General features: G+C 75.0%; 17 protein-coding genes. 11 read left to right on the top strand and 6 right to left on the bottom strand.

The genetic code is table 11. The features are described from left to right. The 7 genes from ATM99_RS18175 to ATM99_RS18145 all read left to right on the top strand — a co-directional run. Positions 1 to 1505: SulP family inorganic anion transporter (locus ATM99_RS18175; protein WP_062104199.1), on the top strand; the 1505-nt coding region annotated here is incomplete at its 5' end. A 57-nt stretch (positions 1506 to 1562) separates the two neighbouring features. Continuing rightward, the gene (gene arsB, locus ATM99_RS18170; RefSeq protein WP_062104198.1) at positions 1563 to 2681 is read left to right on the top strand and encodes an ACR3 family arsenite efflux transporter; all 1119 of its coding nucleotides are present in this window, start codon (positions 1563 to 1565) and stop codon (positions 2679 to 2681) included. A 65-nt stretch (positions 2682 to 2746) separates the two neighbouring features. Beyond that, positions 2747 to 3712, top strand: a complete 966-nt coding sequence (locus tag ATM99_RS18165; protein WP_062104202.1) for a metalloregulator ArsR/SmtB family transcription factor — start codon at positions 2747 to 2749, stop codon at positions 3710 to 3712. After that, a complete protein-coding gene (locus tag ATM99_RS18160; protein ID WP_062104197.1) occupies positions 3709 to 4137 on the top strand; it encodes an arsenate reductase ArsC in 429 nt (142 codons plus the stop codon). Before ATM99_RS18165 ends, ATM99_RS18160 begins: the two co-directional genes overlap by 4 nt. 65 nt (positions 4138 to 4202) lie before the next feature. Then, entirely contained in the window at positions 4203 to 4748 is a 546-nt protein-coding gene (locus tag ATM99_RS18155) for a TetR/AcrR family transcriptional regulator (RefSeq protein WP_190278881.1), read from the top strand. Beyond that, positions 4745 to 5470: an ABC transporter ATP-binding protein gene (locus tag ATM99_RS18150; RefSeq protein WP_062104196.1), complete on the top strand. Its 726-nt coding sequence runs from the start codon at positions 4745 to 4747 to the stop codon at positions 5468 to 5470. Before ATM99_RS18155 ends, ATM99_RS18150 begins: the two co-directional genes overlap by 4 nt. Next, positions 5467 to 6219 (top strand): ABC transporter permease, encoded by a 753-nt coding sequence (locus ATM99_RS18145; RefSeq protein WP_062104195.1) that lies wholly within the window; start codon positions 5467 to 5469, stop codon positions 6217 to 6219. Before ATM99_RS18150 ends, ATM99_RS18145 begins: the two co-directional genes overlap by 4 nt. Positions 6220 to 6239: 20 nt before the next feature. On the opposite strand, the gene arsM is transcribed toward ATM99_RS18145, so the two are convergent. Next, positions 6240 to 7001 carry an arsenite methyltransferase gene (gene arsM, locus ATM99_RS18140; RefSeq protein WP_062104194.1) on the bottom strand — a complete coding sequence of 254 codons (762 nt, stop codon included), beginning with the start codon at positions 6999 to 7001 and terminating at the stop codon, positions 6240 to 6242. 106 nt (positions 7002 to 7107) lie between these two features. Here arsM and ATM99_RS18135 point away from each other — a divergent pair, with 106 nt between their 5' ends. Continuing rightward, a complete protein-coding gene (locus ATM99_RS18135; RefSeq protein ID WP_062104193.1) occupies positions 7108 to 7482 on the top strand; it encodes a helix-turn-helix transcriptional regulator in 375 nt (124 codons plus the stop codon). A 41-nt stretch (positions 7483 to 7523) separates the two neighbouring features. Further along, complete coding sequence (locus ATM99_RS18130; protein WP_082660046.1) at positions 7524 to 7997, top strand: GNAT family N-acetyltransferase; 474 nt, start codon at positions 7524 to 7526, stop codon at positions 7995 to 7997. A gap of 7 nt (positions 7998 to 8004) precedes the next feature. Here the strand turns inward: ATM99_RS18130 and ATM99_RS18125 are convergent, their stop codons facing one another. Continuing rightward, a complete protein-coding gene (locus ATM99_RS18125) occupies positions 8005 to 10413 on the bottom strand; it encodes an excinuclease ABC subunit UvrA (protein ID WP_082660038.1) in 2409 nt (802 codons plus the stop codon). 149 nt (positions 10414 to 10562) lie between these two features. Between ATM99_RS18125 and ATM99_RS18120 the strand changes: the two genes are divergently transcribed. Both ATM99_RS18120 and ATM99_RS18115 read left to right on the top strand, forming a co-directional pair. Continuing rightward, positions 10563 to 12713 (top strand): SpoIIE family protein phosphatase, encoded by a 2151-nt coding sequence (locus tag ATM99_RS18120; protein ID WP_062104191.1) that lies wholly within the window; start codon positions 10563 to 10565, stop codon positions 12711 to 12713. 41 nt (positions 12714 to 12754) lie between these two features. Then, entirely contained in the window at positions 12755 to 13105 is a 351-nt protein-coding gene (locus tag ATM99_RS18115; RefSeq protein ID WP_062104190.1) for an STAS domain-containing protein, read from the top strand. A gap of 31 nt (positions 13106 to 13136) precedes the next feature. Here the strand turns inward: ATM99_RS18115 and ATM99_RS18110 are convergent, their stop codons facing one another. The 4 genes from ATM99_RS18110 to ATM99_RS19555 form a co-directional block, all read right to left on the bottom strand. Beyond that, positions 13137 to 13511 (bottom strand): ATP-binding protein, encoded by a 375-nt coding sequence (locus ATM99_RS18110; RefSeq protein ID WP_062104189.1) that lies wholly within the window; start codon positions 13509 to 13511, stop codon positions 13137 to 13139. Positions 13512 to 13583: 72 nt separating this feature from the next. Next, positions 13584 to 14147 carry a TetR/AcrR family transcriptional regulator gene (locus ATM99_RS18105; protein ID WP_062104188.1) on the bottom strand — a complete coding sequence of 188 codons (564 nt, stop codon included), beginning with the start codon at positions 14145 to 14147 and terminating at the stop codon, positions 13584 to 13586. Positions 14148 to 14179: 32 nt separating this feature from the next. Then, positions 14180 to 16498, bottom strand: a complete 2319-nt coding sequence (locus ATM99_RS18100; RefSeq protein ID WP_062104187.1) for a YhgE/Pip domain-containing protein — start codon at positions 16496 to 16498, stop codon at positions 14180 to 14182. A gap of 27 nt (positions 16499 to 16525) precedes the next feature. Then, on the bottom strand, positions 16526 to 17221 hold a 696-nt coding region (locus tag ATM99_RS19555; protein WP_062104186.1), incomplete at its 5' end, for an ATP-binding cassette domain-containing protein.

Below are 17221 nucleotides of genomic sequence, written 5' to 3'. Positions count from 1 at the left end.
CACCGCCGCACGCCGCCCCCGAGACCGACGCGGCGCACTCCGTCATGGCCGCGCTGCGCTCGCCGCGGCGTCTGCGCACCGAGGTGCTCGCGGGCCTGGTGGTCGCGCTCGCGCTCATCCCGGAGGCGATCGCGTTCTCGATCATCGCGGGCGTCGACCCGCGGGTCGGCCTGTTCGCGTCGTTCACGATGGCGGTGTCGATCGCCTTCCTGGGCGGGCGGCCCGCGATGATCTCGGCGGCCACGGGCGCGGTCGCGCTCGTGGTGGCGCCGCTGGCGCGCGAGCACGGGCTGGACTTCCTCGTCGCGGCCGTGATCCTGGCGGGCCTGCTGCAGATCGCCCTCGCGCTGCTGGGGGCCGCGCGCCTCATGCGGTTCATCCCGCGGTCGGTGATGGTGGGGTTCGTCAACGCGCTGGCGATCCTCATCTTCCTGTCGCAGCTGCCGCACCTCACGGGTGTGCCATGGGTCGTGTACCCGCTGGTCGTGGTGGGCATCGCGATCATGGTGCTGCTGCCGCGGTGGACGACGGCGGTGCCCGCGCCGCTCGTCGCGATCGTGCTGCTGACCGCCGCCACGGTGCTCGGGGCGATCACGGTGCCGACCGTCGGGGACGAGGGCGCGCTGCCGCGCTCGCTGCCGACGCTGCTCGTGCCGGACGTGCCGTTCACGCTCGAGACGCTGCGCGTGATCGCGCCGTACGCGCTGGCGGTGGCGCTCGTGGGGCTGCTCGAGTCGCTCATGACCGCCAAGCTCGTCGACGACGTCACCGACACGCACTCGGACAAGACGCGCGAGGCGTGGGGGCAGGGCGCCGCCAACGTGATCACGGGGGTCTTCGGCGGGATGGGCGGGTGCGCCATGATCGGCCAGACGATGATCAACGTGAAGGTCTCGGGCGCACGCACGCGCATCTCGACGTTCCTCGCCGGTGCGTTCCTGCTCGTGCTGGTCGTGGGGCTGGGCGACCTGGTGGCGATCATGCCGATGGCCGCGCTCGTCGCGGTCATGGTGATGGTGTCGGTGGGCACGTTCGACTGGCACTCGGTGCACCCCCGCACGCTGCGTCGCATGCCGGCCTCCGAGACGGCCGTCATGCTCGCGACGGTCGCGGTCACCGTCGCGACGCACAACCTGGCGTACGGCGTGCTGGTCGGTGTGCTCGTGGCCAGCGTGCTGTTCGCGCGGCGCGTCGCCCATCTCACGTCGGTGACCCGGCTGGACACGGGCGGGGCCGACGACGAGCGCGTGTACGCGGTGCGTGGCGCGCTGTTCTTCGCGTCGTCGAACGACCTGGTCCACCAGTTCGACTACGCGGGGGACCCGCCGCGCGTGGTCGTCGACCTGTCGCAGGCGCACGTGTGGGACGCGTCGTCCGTGGCCACGCTCGACGCGATCCGCCACCGGTACGCGAGCCGCGGCACGGAGGTCCGCTTCGTCGGCATGAACGCCGACAGCGCGGCCCGGCACGAGCGGCTCGCGGGGAGGTTGGGCGGCGCGCACTGACGCCGCCGCGCCGGTGGCCGCTTGACCCTCTGCTTCGACGTTCGCCAATATAGACGCATGTCGAATCAAGCGACCCCGGTCGCCCGCCGCCTGTCGAGGCTCGACCGGTGGCTCCCGGCGTGGATCGGGCTCGCGATGCTCGGCGGCCTCGCCCTGGGCCGTCTCGTCCCGTCGCTGGCGGGTGCGCTCGCACGGCTCGAGGTCGGCGGCATCTCGCTGCCGATCGGGCTCGGCCTGCTGGTCATGATGTACCCGGTCCTGGCCAAGGTCCGCTACGACCGGGTCGGCGCGGTCACGGGCGACAGGCGGCTGCTGATCAGCTCGCTCGCCCTGAACTGGCTCCTCGGGCCGGCGCTGATGTTCGCCCTCGCGTGGGTGCTCCTGCCCGACCTGCCCGAGTACCGCACCGGCCTCGTCGTCGTGGGCCTGGCCCGGTGCATCGCGATGGTCGTGATCTGGAACGACCTGGCCTGCGGCGACCGCGAGGCCGCGGCCGTGCTGGTCGCGATCAACTCCGTCTTCCAGGTCGTCGCGTTCTCCCTGCTCGGCTGGTTCTACCTCACCGCGCTGCCGGGCCTGCTCGGCCTGGACACCCAGGGCCTGGACGTCTCGGTGGGGCAGATCGCGCTCAACGTGCTGGTCTTCCTCGGTGTCCCGCTGGCCGCCGGGTTCGTGTCCCGCGCGATCGGCGAGCGCACGCGCGGCCGGGACTGGTACGAGTCCCGGTTCGTGCCCCGTGTCGGGCCGTGGGCGCTGCGCGGACTGCTCTTCACGATCGTGCTGCTGTTCGCGCTGCAGGGCGACGCGGTCACCCGCAACCCGCTCGACGTCGCTCGGATCGCGCTGCCGCTCCTGGTCTACTTCGCCGTGATGTGGACCGTCGGGATGGCCACGGGCCACGCGCTGCACCTGGGCTACGCCCGCACGACGACGCTCGCGTTCACCGCAGCCGGCAACAACTTCGAGCTCGCGATCGCCGTCGCGATCGGCACGTTCGGCGCGACGTCCGGGCAGGCGCTGGCCGGCGTGGTAGGCCCGCTCATCGAGGTCCCCGTGCTCGTCGGCCTCGTCTACGTCTCCCTGTGGGCGCGGCGGCGCTGGTTCGCCGACGGCGCCGACCACCCGTCCGACGCCGCAGGCAGCGCCACCCCGCCCGTCGCGCAGGTCGCCCCGTGAGCGCGTCGCCCGTCACGCCCGCCCGGCCCGCGCCGGGGTGCGTGCCGGCCGCCGAGGCCCGCGCGATGGGCGCACCTGCCGCGACGCAGGTCGCGGCCGTCCTCAAGGCCCTCGCGGACCCACTACGCCTGCGGATGCTGTCGCTGCTCACCACGAGTCCCGACGGCGAGGCGTGCGTGTGCGACCTCGCGACCGTCGCCGACGTCGCCCAGCCCACCGTCTCCCACCACCTCAAGGTCCTCAAGGACGTGGGGGTGCTGACGTCGCAGCGCCGCGGCACCTGGGTCTGGTACCGCGTGGCACCCGGCCTGCGCGGCGCCGTCACGACGCTGCTGGAGGCGTTCGCGCCCGCGGCGCTCGACACCGCCGCCGCGGCCGCGGACGCACCGGCCGACGTCGACGCCGCGCTCGCGCGGGTGGCCGAGCGGCTCGGCGACCGGTTCCCGCTGCTGGGCGCGGACGTGGTGCTGCTGACCGTGCGCGAGTCGTACGCCGCGCTCGCGCGCACGGGGGGTGCGGCGGACCACCTCGTCCCGGTGGCGCAGCGGTTCGCGGCGCAACGTCTCGCGGACCTCACGCGGGCCGCGGCCCCCGGCACCGACGCCCGGCCGCACGTGCTGTTCGTGTGCGTCGCGAACGCCGGCCGCTCGCAGCTCGCCGCCGCGCTGCTGCGCCACCACGCGGGCGACGCGGTCGTGGCGCGCTCGGCCGGGTCCGCACCGGCGCGGCACGTGCACGCCGCGGTGCTGCCGCTGCTCGCCGAGCTCGGCGCCGACACCCACGCGACGTTCCCCAAGCCACTGACCGACGACGCGGTCCGCGCCGCGGACGTCGTCGTCACCCTGGGCTGCGGCGACGCCTGCCCCGTGCTGCCGGGCAGGCGCTACGAGGACTGGACCGTCGGCGACCCGGCGCTGGCCTCCCCCGCCGGCGTCGCCGCCGTCCGCGACGACCTCGACGCGCGCGTCCGCGCGCTGCTCGCCGACCTGCTGCCGCCGACCACCGCCCGTCCCGAGGAGACCGCACGATGAGCGACACCACGACCCCCCGACCCAGCGTGCTGTTCGTGTGCGTGCACAACGCCGGCCGCTCCCAGATGGCTGCGGGCTACCTGCGCGCGCTGTCGGGCGGCGCCGTCGAGGTGCGCTCCGCCGGGTCGATGCCGGCCGAGCAGATCAACCCCGCGGCGGTCGAGGCGATGCTCGAGGAGGGCATCGACCTGCGCGCCGAGCGACCCAAGATCCTCACCACCGAGGCCGTCCGGGCGTCCGACGTCGTGGTCACGATGGGCTGCGGCGACACGTGCCCGTTCTACCCGGGCAAGCGGTACGAGGACTGGGTGCTCGAGGACCCCGCCGGGCAGGGCGTCGACGCGGTCCGCCCGATCCGCGACGAGATCCGCGAGCACGTCCTCGCCCTGCTCACCGAGCTCGGGGTGGAGCCGGTCATGGACTGACGGCACGCCCTTCGCCGTCCGGGTAGGCGTTGACCAGTCGAATGTAAGTGACTTACATTCGACTGGTGAGCCGATGGAACCGCACGCACGCCGCACTGCAGCAGTCAGCGCTGCGCCTCTTCCAGGACCAGGGGTACGACGCGACCGGCACCGCGCAGATCGCGGCGGACGCCGGGGTCAGCGAGGTCACGCTCTTCCGTCACTTCCCCACCAAGGCGTCCCTGCTGCTCGACGACCCGTTCGACCCGCGGATCGCCGCAGCCGTCCGCGACCGACCCCGATCGGAGGCCGCCCTGACAGCCGTGGTGGAGGCCGTCCGGGCGACCTGGCAGACCCTCGACCCCGACACGGTGGAGCAGCTGCGGACCCGGCTGCGGCTGGTCGCCTCGACACCGTCGCTGCGCGCAGCGGCGCGGGGCGACGACACCCCCACGATCGACGCGCTGACCTCCGCGCTCCGCGCGCGCGACGTCGAGGACGCCGAGGCGCGGGTCGTGGCGACCGCCGTCGTCGCCGGGCTCGGCGCCGCGCTGCTCGCGTGGTCGCGCACCGAGGCGTCGTCGCTCGACGCCGCCGTGGGTCGCGCGCTCGACGCGATGGGAGGGCGGTGAGGGTGCTCCGGCTCGACGGCGTGTCCCTCGCGTTCGGCGGCGGCGACGGCGTCCACGACCTCACCCTGTCGGTCGCCGCGGGCGAGGTCGTGGCGCTCGTCGGGCTCAACGGCGCGGGCAAGAGCACGCTGATGCGTCTCGCGCTGGGGATGCTGCGCCCGACGCACGGTGCGGTGCACCTGTTCGGCGTGCCGCTCGCCGCCACCCCGGCGCGCTCGTGGTCGCGCGTCGGGGCGCTCATCGAGGTGCCGCTGGCCTACCCCGAGCTCACCACCCGCGAGAACCTGCACGTCGCGGCGCTCCTGCGCCACGCGGACCCGCGCTGCGTGGAGCGCTCGCTCGGCGAGTGGCAGCTCGGCCCCGTCGCGGACCGCCGCTTCCGGCGGCTGTCCCTCGGCACCCGGCAGCGCGTGGGCCTGGCCGCGGCGCTGCAGCACGAGCCCGACCTCGTGATCCTCGACGAGCCGAGCAACGCGTTGGACCCGGCCTCGGTGATCCTGCTGCGCGAGCAGCTCGCGCGCCGAGCCGGTGCCGGCGGGGCCGTCGTGGTGAGCAGCCACCACCTCGACGAGGTGGCGCGGACCGCGGACCGCACGGTGCTGATGAACCGCGGGCGCCTCATCGGGGAGCTCGACACCGCCGGCCAGGACCTCGAGCGGGAGTTCTTCGCGCGCATCCACGACGACGACCGGCGCGCCGGCGTCACGGCGGCGGCACGGTGAACGCCGCGGTGCGGGTCGAGGCCGTCAAGCTCCGCCGGTCGCCCGTGGGCGTCGTCGCCACCATGGCGCTGGTCGGCGGGACCCTCGCGCTGCTCGCCGGGATCACCGCCGCCGTGGCCGGCGGCGACGCGGCCGTGATCGCGAAGGCGGGAGCCGCGGCGTCGCTCGACTGGGAGGGGATGCTCCTCGGCGCCGGCCAGGTCACCGCGGCGGGCGGCATGCTCGGCTTCGGCGCGGTCCTCTCGTGGACGTTCGCGCGCGAGTTCACCGACGGGACGATCACGGGACTGTTCGCGCTCCCGGTGACGCGCGGCCGGATCGCGCTCGCGAAGCTCACCGTCTACGGCGCCTGGGTCGTGGCGGTGAGCGGCCTGCTGACCCTCGGCCTGCTCGGCCTGGGCCTCGCGCTGGGCTACGGGACCCCGGACACGACGGTCTGGGACGCCGTGGCCCGGCAGTGCGTGCTGGGGGTACTGACGGGCATCACGACGGTGCCCGCGGCCCTGGTCGCGACCGCGACCCGTTCCCTGCTCGGGGGCGTCGGTGGTGCCATCGGCCTCGTCGTCCTCGCCCAGGTGGGTGCGCTCGCCGGCGCGGGTGGCTGGATGCCGCTCGCCGCCCCGGCGCTGTGGGCGGCGAGCGGGGGCACGGCCGTCACCGGCGCACAGCTGACGCTCACCGTCGCCGTCGGTGCCGTCGGCGCCCTGGCGACGTGGTGGACGTGGTCACGCCTGACGCTGCGCCGCTGACGGCCTGACGCACGGCCCTCTCAGACCTGCGGCTTGCGCGCGCGGACCACCGCACCGTGCATGCCGTCGGCGACGCGGTGCGTGAAGGTCACCTCGGCGTCGACGAACCCGGCGGCGGTCAGCCCCGCGAGGTACTCGCCGCGCGAGAGCGCGCCGGCGATGCACCCGACGTAGGACCCGCGTTCGGCGCGCTGCTCGGGCGTGACGTGGTCCTCGGCGACGACGTCGGAGATGCCGAGCCGGCCGCCGGGCACGAGCACGCGGAACGCCTCGGCGAGGACGGCGGGCTTGTCGGGAGAGAGGTTGACGACGCAGTTGGAGATGACGACGTCGACCGTGGCGTCGGGCAGCGGCAGGTCCTCGATCGTGCCGCGGCGGAACTCGACGTTGGTGGCACCGGCGCGCGCGGCGTTGGCGCGCGCGAGCTCGAGCATCTCGTCCGTCATGTCGACGCCGTACGCGAACCCCGTGGGGCCGACGCGCCGCGCCGACAGCAGGACGTCGATGCCACCGCCCGAGCCGAGGTCGAGCACGCGTTCGCCCGCGCGCAGCTCGGCGACCGCGAGCGGGTTGCCGCAGCCCAGCGAGGCCGCGAGCGCCTCGGCCGGGACCGCGGCGGCGTCCTGCGCGTCGTACAGCGCCGAGCCGAACCGCTCGTCGACCACGACGCCGGCCGGCCCGCAGCCGCCCACGGCGTCACCGCCGCAGCAGCCCGCGGTCCCGCCGCCCTGCAGCGCCGCGACCGCGTACCGCGCCCGGACCTGCTCCCGGATGTCGTCCACCCCGACCACTCCCTCACATTGATGCTGATCGATGTGATGACCATGGCCCTGCGTGCAGCCACGTGTCAACATCGACATCCGTCGATGCCTCGGTCATGATGACCCCGTGCCCCTCGACCTGATCCCGGTGCCCACGACCGCGTCCGCCGCGTGCTGCAGCCCGGCACCCGGCCCGACCATGGACGCCACCGACGCCGAGCGCACCGCCCGCACGCTCAAGGCGCTCGCCGACCCCGCACGGCTGCGGCTGCTGTCGATCATCGCCGCGCACGACGGCGGCGAGGCGTGCGTGTGCGACCTCACCGAGCCCGTCGGGCTCACGCAGCCCACGGTGTCGCACCACCTCAAGGTGCTCGCGGAGGCCGGGTTCGTCACGCGCGAGAAGCGCGGCGTCTGGGCGTACTACACGCTCGTCCCCGACGCCGTGCGTGCGCTGACCGCGCACCTCGGTGCGCACCTGCTCGACGGGCCCGGCGCATGACGGCCGCCACGACCCGCCCGCCCGGCGTGACCGTGACGCCGATGCGCGACGAGCACGCCGCGGGCGTCCTGGACGTGTACGCGGCCGGCATCGCCACCGGCGTCGCGACGTTCCAGGCGCAGCCGCCCACCTGGGAGGAGTTCGACGCCGGCCACGTGCCCGACCACCGGTACGTCGCGCTCGACGGCGACGACGTCCTGGGCTGGGTCGCGGTCTCCCCGGTCTCCGGGCGGTGCGTCTACGCGGGCGTCGTCGAGCACTCGGTGTACGTCGCGCGCGCCGCACGGGGTCGGGGCGTCGGGCGGCTGCTGCTGGACCGGCTGCTCGACTCGGCGCGGGACGGCGGCCTGTGGACCGTGCAGGCGGGCGTGTTCCCGCAGAACGCCGCGAGCCTCGCGCTGCACGCGGCCGCCGGCTTCCGCGTGGTCGGCACGCGCGAGCGCCTCGGGCTCATGACGCACGGCCCGCACGCGGGCTCCTGGCTCGACGTCGTGCTGCTCGAGAAGCGGCTCTGACGGCCCGTCAGGCCGGCGCCCCCACGTAGTCCGCGAGGTGCTGACCCGTGAGGGTCGAGCGAGCCGCGACGAGGTCGGCGGGCGTGCCCTCGAACACGACGCGCCCGCCGTCGTGCCCCGCACCCGGCCCGAGGTCGACGATCCAGTCGGCGTGCGCCATGACGGCCTGGTGGTGCTCGATCACGATCACCGAGCGGCCCGCGTCGACCAGCCGGTCGAGCAGCCCCAGCAGGTTCGCGACGTCCGCCAGGTGCAGGCCCGTCGTGGGCTCGTCGAGCACGTACACGCCGCCCTTCTCCCCCAGGTGCGTCGCGAGGCGCAGGCGCTGCCGCTCGCCGCCCGAGAGGGTCGTGAGGGGCTGCCCGAGCGTCACGTACCCGAGGCCCACGTCGACCAGCCGCTGCGCGATCGCGAGGGCCGCCGGCACGCGTGACTCGCCCTCGGCGAAGTACGTGGCCGCGTCCGCGGCGGGCATCGCGAGCACCTCGGCGATGTCGCGGCCGCCCAGGTGGTACTCCAGCACCGACGCCTGGAACCGACGCCCCTCGCACACCTCGCACGTGGTCGCGACGCCCGCCATCATCGCGAGGTCGGTGTAGATCACGCCCGCGCCGTTGCACACCGGGCACGCGCCCTCGGAGTTCGCGCTGAACAGCGCGGGCTTGACGCCGTTGGCCTTGGCGAACGCCTTGCGCACGGGCTCGAGCAGACCCGTGTACGTCGCCGGGTTGGAGCGCCGCGAGCCGCGGATCGCGGTCTGGTCGATCGTGACGACGCCCTCGCGCTTCGCGAGAGCGCCGTGGATGAGCGAGCTCTTGCCCGACCCGGCGACCCCGGTGACGACCACGAGCACGCCCGTCGGCACGTCGACGTCGACGTCGCGCAGGTTGTGCGTCGCCGCGCCGCGGATCTCCAGCGCGCCCGTGGGCGTGCGCACCTCGGGCTTGAGCGTCGCGCGGTAGCCCAGGTGCCGCCCGGTGAGCGTGTCCGCCGTGCGCAGCCCCTCGACCGTGCCCTCGTAGACCACGTGACCGCCCGCCGTGCCGGCGCCGGGGCCGAGGTCGACGACGTGGTCGGCGATCGCGATCGCCTCGGGCTTGTGCTCGACGACGAGCACGGTGTTGCCCTTGTCCCGCAGGCGCAGCAGCAGGTCGTTCATGCGCGCGACGTCGTGCGGGTGCAGCCCGACCGTCGGCTCGTCGAAGACGTACGTGACGTCGGTGAGCGCCGATCCCAGGTGCCGCACCATCTTGGTGCGCTGCGCCTCACCACCCGACAGCGTGCCCGACGGCCGGTCGAGCGAGAGGTACCCCAGCCCGATCTCGACGAACGCGTCGAGGGCGTCCCGCAGCGCCGTGAGCAGCGGCGCGACGCCGGGCTCGTCGAGCCCGCGCACCCACTGCGCGAGGTCCGTGATCTGCATCGCGCACACGTCGGCGATGTTCCTGCCCGCGATCCGCGAGGACCGTGCGCCCTCGTTGAGACGCGTGCCGTCGCAGTCGGGACAGGTCGTGAACGTGACCGCCCGCTCGACGAACGCGCGCACGTGCGGCTGCATCGCGTCGACGTCCTTGGTCAGGAACGACTTCTGGATCTTGGGGATGAGGCCCTCGTAGGTGACGTTGATTCCGTCGACCTTGATGCGCACGGGCTCGTGGTGCAGCAGCGCGTGCAGCTGCTTGGCGGTGAAGTCCCGGATCGGCCTGTCGGCCGGGAAGAACCCCGCGCCGCGGAAGATCCGCCCGTACCAGCCGTCCATCGTGTAGCCGGGGACCGTCAGCGCGCCCTCCTCGAGCGACTTCGTGTCGTCGTAGAGCGCCGTGAGGTCGAAGTCCGTGACCGACCCCATGCCCTCGCAGCGCGGGCACATGCCGCCGATCTGCTCGAACGACACCTTCTCGGCGCGCTTGGCGCCACGCTCGACCGAGATGGCGCCCGACGCGTGGACGGTCGGGGTGTTGAACGAGAACGCCTGCGCCGAGCCGACGTGCGGCTGCCCGCGCCGGCTGAACAGGATCCGCAGCATCGCGTGCACGTCGGTCACCGTGCCGAGCGTCGAGCGCGGGTTCGCGCCGATGCGCTCCTGGTCGACGATGATCGCGGTGGTCAGGCCGTCGAGCAGGTCGACGTCGGGCCGCGCGAGCGTCGGCATGAACCCCTGCACGAACGCGCTGTACGTCTCGTTGATGAGGCGCTGCGACTCGGCGGCGACCGTGCCGAACACGAGCGAGCTCTTGCCCGAGCCCGAGACGCCCGTGAACACCGTGAGCCGCCGCTTGGGCAGCTCGACGCTCACGTCCTGCAGGTTGTTCTCACGCGCGCCGTGCACGCGGATGACGTCGTGGCTGTCGGCGCGGGCGGGCACGGGGCCGGCGGCAGGGCGGGAGGCGGGGCTGGCTGCGGACGGCGTGCTCATCGGTCCTCCAGGGACGTGCGCGGGCGCGAGCAGGACGGGCGGGCGGCTCAGCGTAGGGCCGGGCACCGACACCGGGGCCCGCACCGATCGTGCCGCGCCGGCCGCGCCCCGCGCGACACCCCGCGTCGTGTCGACGCCGGGCGCCGGGCGTGGCACTCTCCACCGAGGGCATGCGTCGGCGGCGGGGAGAGCACGTGCGGGGATCGGCGCAGGGCGCTGACGGGGCGGACGGTCCCGTCGACGCGCACGCGGCACGGCTCGCGCTGCTCGACTCCGCGGCGCAGGCCGCGGGTCTGGGCACGTTCGAGTGGGACCTCACGAGCGGCCGCCTGGTGTGGGACGCCGCGCTGCTCGAGGTCTTCGGGTACGACGAGCGCACGTTCGGCGGCACCATCGAGTCGTTCGAGACGCGCCTGCACCCCGACGACCTGGCCCCGGTGACGGCGGCGCTCGACCGCGCGATCGCGACGTGCGGCGTCTACGAGGCCGAGTTCCGCGTGCTGCGCCCCGACGGCACGACCCGCTGGCTCACCGCGCGCGGCCGCGCGCTGGCCGGGCCCGACGGCACGGCGACGCACGTGGTGGGCGTCACGACCGACACCACGGCGCTGCGCGAGGGCGAGCTGCGCGTCACCGAGATCCTCGAGCAGATGTCGGTCGGGTACTACTGGGTCGACGCGGGCTGGCGGTTCGGTTACGTCAACGCCGAGGCCGAGCTGATCCTGGGGATGACGCGCGAGACCCTGCTGGGCGGCGACCTGTGGGAGCTGTTCCCGGCGGCCCTGGGCAGCGAGTTCGAGGACGCCTACCGGTCCGTCGCGCGCACGGGCGAGCCCCGCGCGTTCGACGCCTACTACCCGGCACCCCTCGACGGCTGGTACGAGGTCCGCGCGGTGGCGGAGCGCGGCGGCGTCGCGGCCTACTTCACCGAGATCACCGAGCGCCGCCAGGCGCTCGCGGTCGCCGAGCAGGGTCGCGCACGCTCCGACCTGCTGGCGGCCGTCGCGACCGAGCTCGCCGAGGCGGCGGACCCCGTGCAGGCCCTCGAGGCGGTCCTGCCGCACCTCGTGCCCGGCCTCGCCGACTTCGCGATCGCGAGCCTGCTCGACGAGGGCGGCGGCCCGTGGCGCACGCGCCTGCACGACGTCGCGGCGCTGCACGCCGACCCCGACGCGCAGCCGCTGCTCGACGCCTACCGCGCGCTGCGGGTCCCGGCGCTGACGGGCACGTCGGTGATCGCCGAGGTGCTCGCGACGTCGCGGCCCGTGCTGCGCGTGGGTTCCCCGGCGCCCGAGGTGCTGGTCCGCGCGGGCGAGGCGCAGGACCTGCTGCGCCGGCTCGACCCGCAGGCGCTCGTCGTGCTGCCGCTGCGCGGACGCGGCCACACCCGGGGCGTCATCACGCTCGCGCGGTGCGCCGAGCGCGGTGCGTTCGTCGACGCGGACGTCACGACGCTGCGGGACGTCACGGCGCAGATCGGCCTCGCGCTCGACAACGCGCACCTGCAGGCGGTGCGCCGCGACCTGGCGGAGGAGCTGCAGCGCAGCCTCCTCACGGAGCTGCCGCAGCCGGACCACCTGCAGCTCGTCGCGCGGTACGTCCCGGCCACCACGGGCACGCAGATCGGCGGCGACTGGTACGACGCGTTCCTCGTGCGCGACGGCAGCACGTGCCTCGTCATCGGCGACGTCACGGGGCACGACCTGCACGCCGCGGTGTCGATGGCGCAGACCCGCAACGTGCTGCGCGGCGGTGCGCACGCGATCGCGCGGCCGCCGGCGGGCGTGCTCGCGGCGCTCGACTGGGCGATGCACGACCTGGGGATCACGACCATGAGCACCGCGGTCGTCGCCCGCGTCGAGCAGACGCCCGAGCAGGCGGAGCGCGGCGTGCGCACGCTGCGCTGGTCGAACGCCGGCCACCTGCCGCCGCTGCTGCTGCACCCCGACGGCCGCGCGGAGCTGCTGCGCCGTCGCAACGACGTGCTGCTGGGGCTGCGCGCGCACAACCCGCGCCACGACCACACGGTGGACCTCGCGCCCGGCTCGACCGTGCTGCTGTACACCGACGGCCTGGTCGAGCGGCGCACCGAGCGCCTCGAGGTCGGGCTCGAGCGGCTGCGGGCGCTCGCCGAGGAGCTCGCCGACCTGCCGCTCGACGTGTTCTGCGACCGGCTGGTCGCGACGCTCGCGGCGTCCAGCGGGGACGACGTCGCGCTGCTCGCGGTGCGGGCGTTCCCGCAGGACCGCCCGCGCCCGCCGGAGGCCGGCCCCGAGGTCGTGCCGGGCCACCGCGCCTGATCTCGCCGTGCGCCACGACGCGCGCCGGGCATACTGAGGCCGTGAGCGCGCACGACGAGACCCTGGACGACTCCCCGGGCGGCCAGCTGCTCGTCGACGACGCCGACCCGACGACGCTCGTCGCGACGGGCGAGATCGACGTCTTCGTGGTGGAGGGCCTCGCCGAGCACGTCGGCGCACCCCGCACCGACACGGGCCGCCGGCTCGCCGCCGAGGGCGTCCGGACGGTGGACGTGTCGGGCGCCGAGTACGTGGACTCCGGGTTCATCGGCCTCGTCGCGTCGCTCGCTGCCGCGGCCGCGCCGGACCGCGTGCGGGTGCGCGGTGCGAGCGGTCAGGTCAGCGACGTCCTGACGCTCACGGGCCTGGACTCGCTGGTCGAGCTGGTCTGACCCCGACCGCACGGGTGGGCGTCGACCCGCGTCAGCCCTCGAGCGGGACCGTGAACCACACGGTCTTGCCGCCGCCGCGCTCGGGGCGCACGCCCCAGCGCGCCGCGAGGCGTTCGACCAGGCGCATGCCGTGCCCACCCGGGACGTGCGGCCCGCTCGACCGGACCACGGGCAGCGCGTCACCCGCGTCGGTCACGGCGACCGTGCACGTCGTGCGCGTCGACTCGACGCGGACCGTGATCGCCTCGGCCGACCCGTGCCGCACCGCGTTGGTCACGAGCTCGCTCGTCAGCAGCTCGACGGTCGCGACGCTGCCGGGCGACATCCCCAGGTCGCGGGTCCGCTCGTTGACCCAGTGACGGGCCCTCGGGATCGACCCGCGACGGGACTCGATCCGTAGCAGCACCGACCCATTGCACCAGACCTGTCGACGTCGCGCGCCCCGCGACCGGGTTCCGGAGCGCGGTGCCTCGGCGGCTCACGCGCCGACGGTCACGAGCACCTCGTCGACGGCCACCTGCACGTCCAGGTCGGGGTGGAACAGCAGCCAGTCGAGGCTCGCGACCGCGAGCGCCCCGAGCAGCGCGGCGCCCGAGATCCCGGTGACCGTCGCGGGGTCGGCGCCCTGCTCGGCGCGGACCTCGCGCAGCACGTCACGGAAGTGCACCGCGACGTCGGAGCGGATCGGTGCGAGCGCGTCGCCCCACGTGCGGTCGGTGCGGAACAGCTCGGCGGCCATGAGCTTGGCGAGCTCCGGGTTGGTCTGCAGCAGGGTCATGGTCGCGACGGCCACGGACCGCAGCGCGGCCCGGCCGGTGAGGCCGGTCCGCGCCGCGGACACCGTGTCGACGAGCCGTGTGAACCCGGTGCGCAGCACCTCGGAGAACAACGCGTCCTTGGAGTCGAAGTTGTAGTAGAGGCTGCCCTTGGCGACCTGCGCCTCCTCCGCGACCTCGTCCATCGACGCGCCGGTGATGCCGCGGCGGGCCGCCACGGTGATCGCCGCGTCCAGGATCGCCTGCCGGGTCGGTCGGCGTGCCACGGTGCCTCCTCGTCTCCGTCGTCCGTCGTCCGCTACACGCTCAGCTCGGGGTGGAGCCGGGCGATCGTCCACACCTTCTGCCGGCGCGCGGACCACGCGCTCACCGCGAGCGAGCCGATCAGCAATGCTGACATGACCAGCACCGCCGCCCACAGCCGCTGGTCGACGCCGCCGCCGACGAGCTCGCGCAGGCCGTCGACCACGTAGGTGGCCGGCATGTACGGGTGCAGCGCCTGGAAGAACCGGGGCGTCGTCTCGACGGGGTACGTGCCGCCCGACGACGACAGCTGCAGCATGAGCAGCACGAGGGCCACGACGCGGCCCGCGGCCGTGCCGAGCAGGACCACGAACATCTGCTGCAGCGCGAGGAACGCGAGCGTGGTGAGCAGGATGAACGCCGCCATGCCGATCAGGTGCACGGGCTGCATGCCGATGCCGAGCACCAGCACGAACATCATCACGACGACCTGCACCACGCCGACCGCAGCGGCCGGCAGGTACCCGGTCAGCACGGTCCGCAGGCCCGAGACGCCGGACGCGAGCGGGCGGCGCGGCAGCGGCCGCAGGATCAGCCACGTGATGAGCGCGCCGACGAACGTCGCGAGGGCGATGAAGAACGGCGCGAAGCCCTCACCGAAGCCCTGCACCTCGTGGCGCGTGGTCTCGTCGAGCGTGACGGGCGTCGCGACCGCGTCCGCCGTGCGCTCGACGCGCTCGGGCGTGAACGACGGGGCCTTGGCCGCGCCGTCCTGCAAGGTCGAGGCGAACGTGCCGGCACCCTCGGCGAGGGTCCTGGTGCCGTCGGCGAGCGTCGTCGAGCCGGCCGCCGCCGTGGAGGCGCCCGTGCGGAGCGTCGCGGCGCCGTCGGCGACCTGCGCGGCGCCGTCGGCGAGCTGACCGGCCTTGCCCGCGGCCGTGCCGAGGCCCGACGCGAGGGTCTGCGTGCCGTCGGCGAGCGTGTGCGCACCGGTGTCGAGCCGCGCGACGCCCGTCGCGAGGCTCTGCGCCCCGGTCGCGAGGTCGCGCGCACCGGAGGCCGCCGAGGCGGCGCCCTGGTCGAGCCGGGCGAGACCGGTGTGCAGCGTGGTCGCGCCGGTGGCCGCGTCGCCGAGGCCCGACGCGAGCCGGTCGGCCCCCGCGTGCAGCTGGGAGACGCCGCTCGCGAGCGGGGTCGCGGACGCCGAGAGCTGGCCCGCGCCGGTGCTGACCGCACCGGCACCGGCCGCGAGCGCGTCGATGCTCGAGCCCTTGGACTGCAGGACCGCGTCGAGCTGCGCGAGCGTCATGTCGGGGTTCGCGGCACGCAGCTGCTGCAGCGCGGTGACGCCACCGGCGACGCGGGTCGCGCCGTCGGCGAGCGCGGTCGCGGACGCGGGCAGCGCCTTCGCCTTCTCGTCGAGCGACGCGAGCCCGTCACGCAGGGTCGTGGCGCCGGGCGCGAGCTGCTGGAGGCCGCCGTCGAGGGTCGCGGCGCCGGTCGCGGCGTCGTGCGCACCGGTCGCGAGGTCACCCAGGCCGGTGGACAGCGTGCCGGCGCCGCCGCTGAGCTTCTGCGCACCCGCGTCGGCGGACGCGAGGCCGTCGGCGAGGGCACCGCTGCCGTCGACGAGCCGCCCGGCGCCGTCGTGCGCGGTCTGCAGCCCGGACGCGAGCTGGGCCGTGCCGCTGCTGACCTGCGCGGTGCCGTCGCCGAGGCGTGCGGAGCCGTCGGCGAGCTGACCGAGGCCGACCACGAGGGCGCCCGCGCCGCCGTTGAGCTGCTGCGCGCCGTCGTCGAGGCGCGTCGCGGCGTCGGCGGCGTCGCGCACGCCGTCCGCGAGCGTCGAGACGCCCACGAGCATGGTGTCGGCGGCGTCGCGCGTGACGGACTCGGCGACCGCGTCGCGGACCCGGACCATCGCGGTCTTGCCGAGCGTGTCGGCGAGGAAGCTGTTCGCGTCGTCGTAGACGACGTCGATCGTGCCGGGCTGCGGGTCGTCCTCGGACAGGGTCGCGAGGCTCGCGGAGAAGCCCGCGGGGATCGTCACGGAGAAGTAGTAGCTGCCGTCGGCGACGCCGTCGGCGGCGGTCTTCGCGTCGACGAGCCGCCAGCCGAGGTCACCGCCGTCGAGCAGGCGCTGCGTGACGTCGGCTCCGGCGTGCAGCTCGGTGCCGTCGGTCCGGGTGACGGCGACGTCCTGGTCGACGAGCGCGACGGGCAGCCGGTCGAGGTGGTCGGTGGGCGCCCAGAACGCCCACAGGTACAGCGCGCCGTAGATGAGGGGGATGACGAAGAGCACGGCGAGCGCGATCTTCGGCAGCGTGCCGCGGCGGAAGCGCCGCAGCTCGGTGCCGGTGGACAGGACGGACATGGGTCTCTCGTTCTCGCGGGTCGTCGCTCAGCGGGTGAGCGTGACGACGGCGGTGCGGTCGGGGGTGAGCAGGTCGGTGTCGCGCGGGTCGGCGCTGCCGAGGACGACGGCGCGCACGTGCTGCGGGTGCGCGGGGTCGGTGAGGGCCTCGAGGCAGCGCGCGACGACGGCGCGCTCGTGCGGGTTCTTGACGGCGTCGAGGTCGTCGACGACGAGCACCTCGGGGCGGGCGAGCAGCGCGAGCGCGACGCGCACGAGCAGGTCCTGCGCCTCGGTGAGGTCGCGCACGAGGAGGCCGGGGTCGGGGACGGGCACGTCGCCGAGCACGGGGCCGAGCAGCGCGGTGAGGCGTGCGGCCGTGACGCGCGGCGTGCGGCGGTACCAGGGGCTCTCCCAGGACAGCCGCTCGCGCACGACGGCGCCGACGGGGACGACGGGCTCGAGGTCGTCGATGCCGTCGAACCCGGCGATGCCGGCGCGGCGGCGGACGGCCGCGGCGGCCCGGGACGTGTCGCGACCCAGGACGGTGAGGCGGCCGGAGGTCAGGCGCATGCGTCCGGCCGTCGCGAGCAGGAAGGACGTGCGGCCCGAGCCGCGGTCCCCGAGCACGACCGTGACCGGCTGGGCGGAGGTCGCGTCGAGCGGGCCGAAGACGGGGCCGCGCGCGCCGCGCACGAGAGCGCGGCGGGCCTCGACGACGGCGGGCGGCGGGGGCGCGCCGGG

The organism is Cellulomonas sp. B6, assembly GCF_001462455.1.
Taxonomy (GTDB): Bacteria; Actinomycetota; Actinomycetes; order Actinomycetales; family Cellulomonadaceae; genus Cellulomonas.
This window is presented reverse-complemented; position numbering and strand designations above follow the sequence as displayed.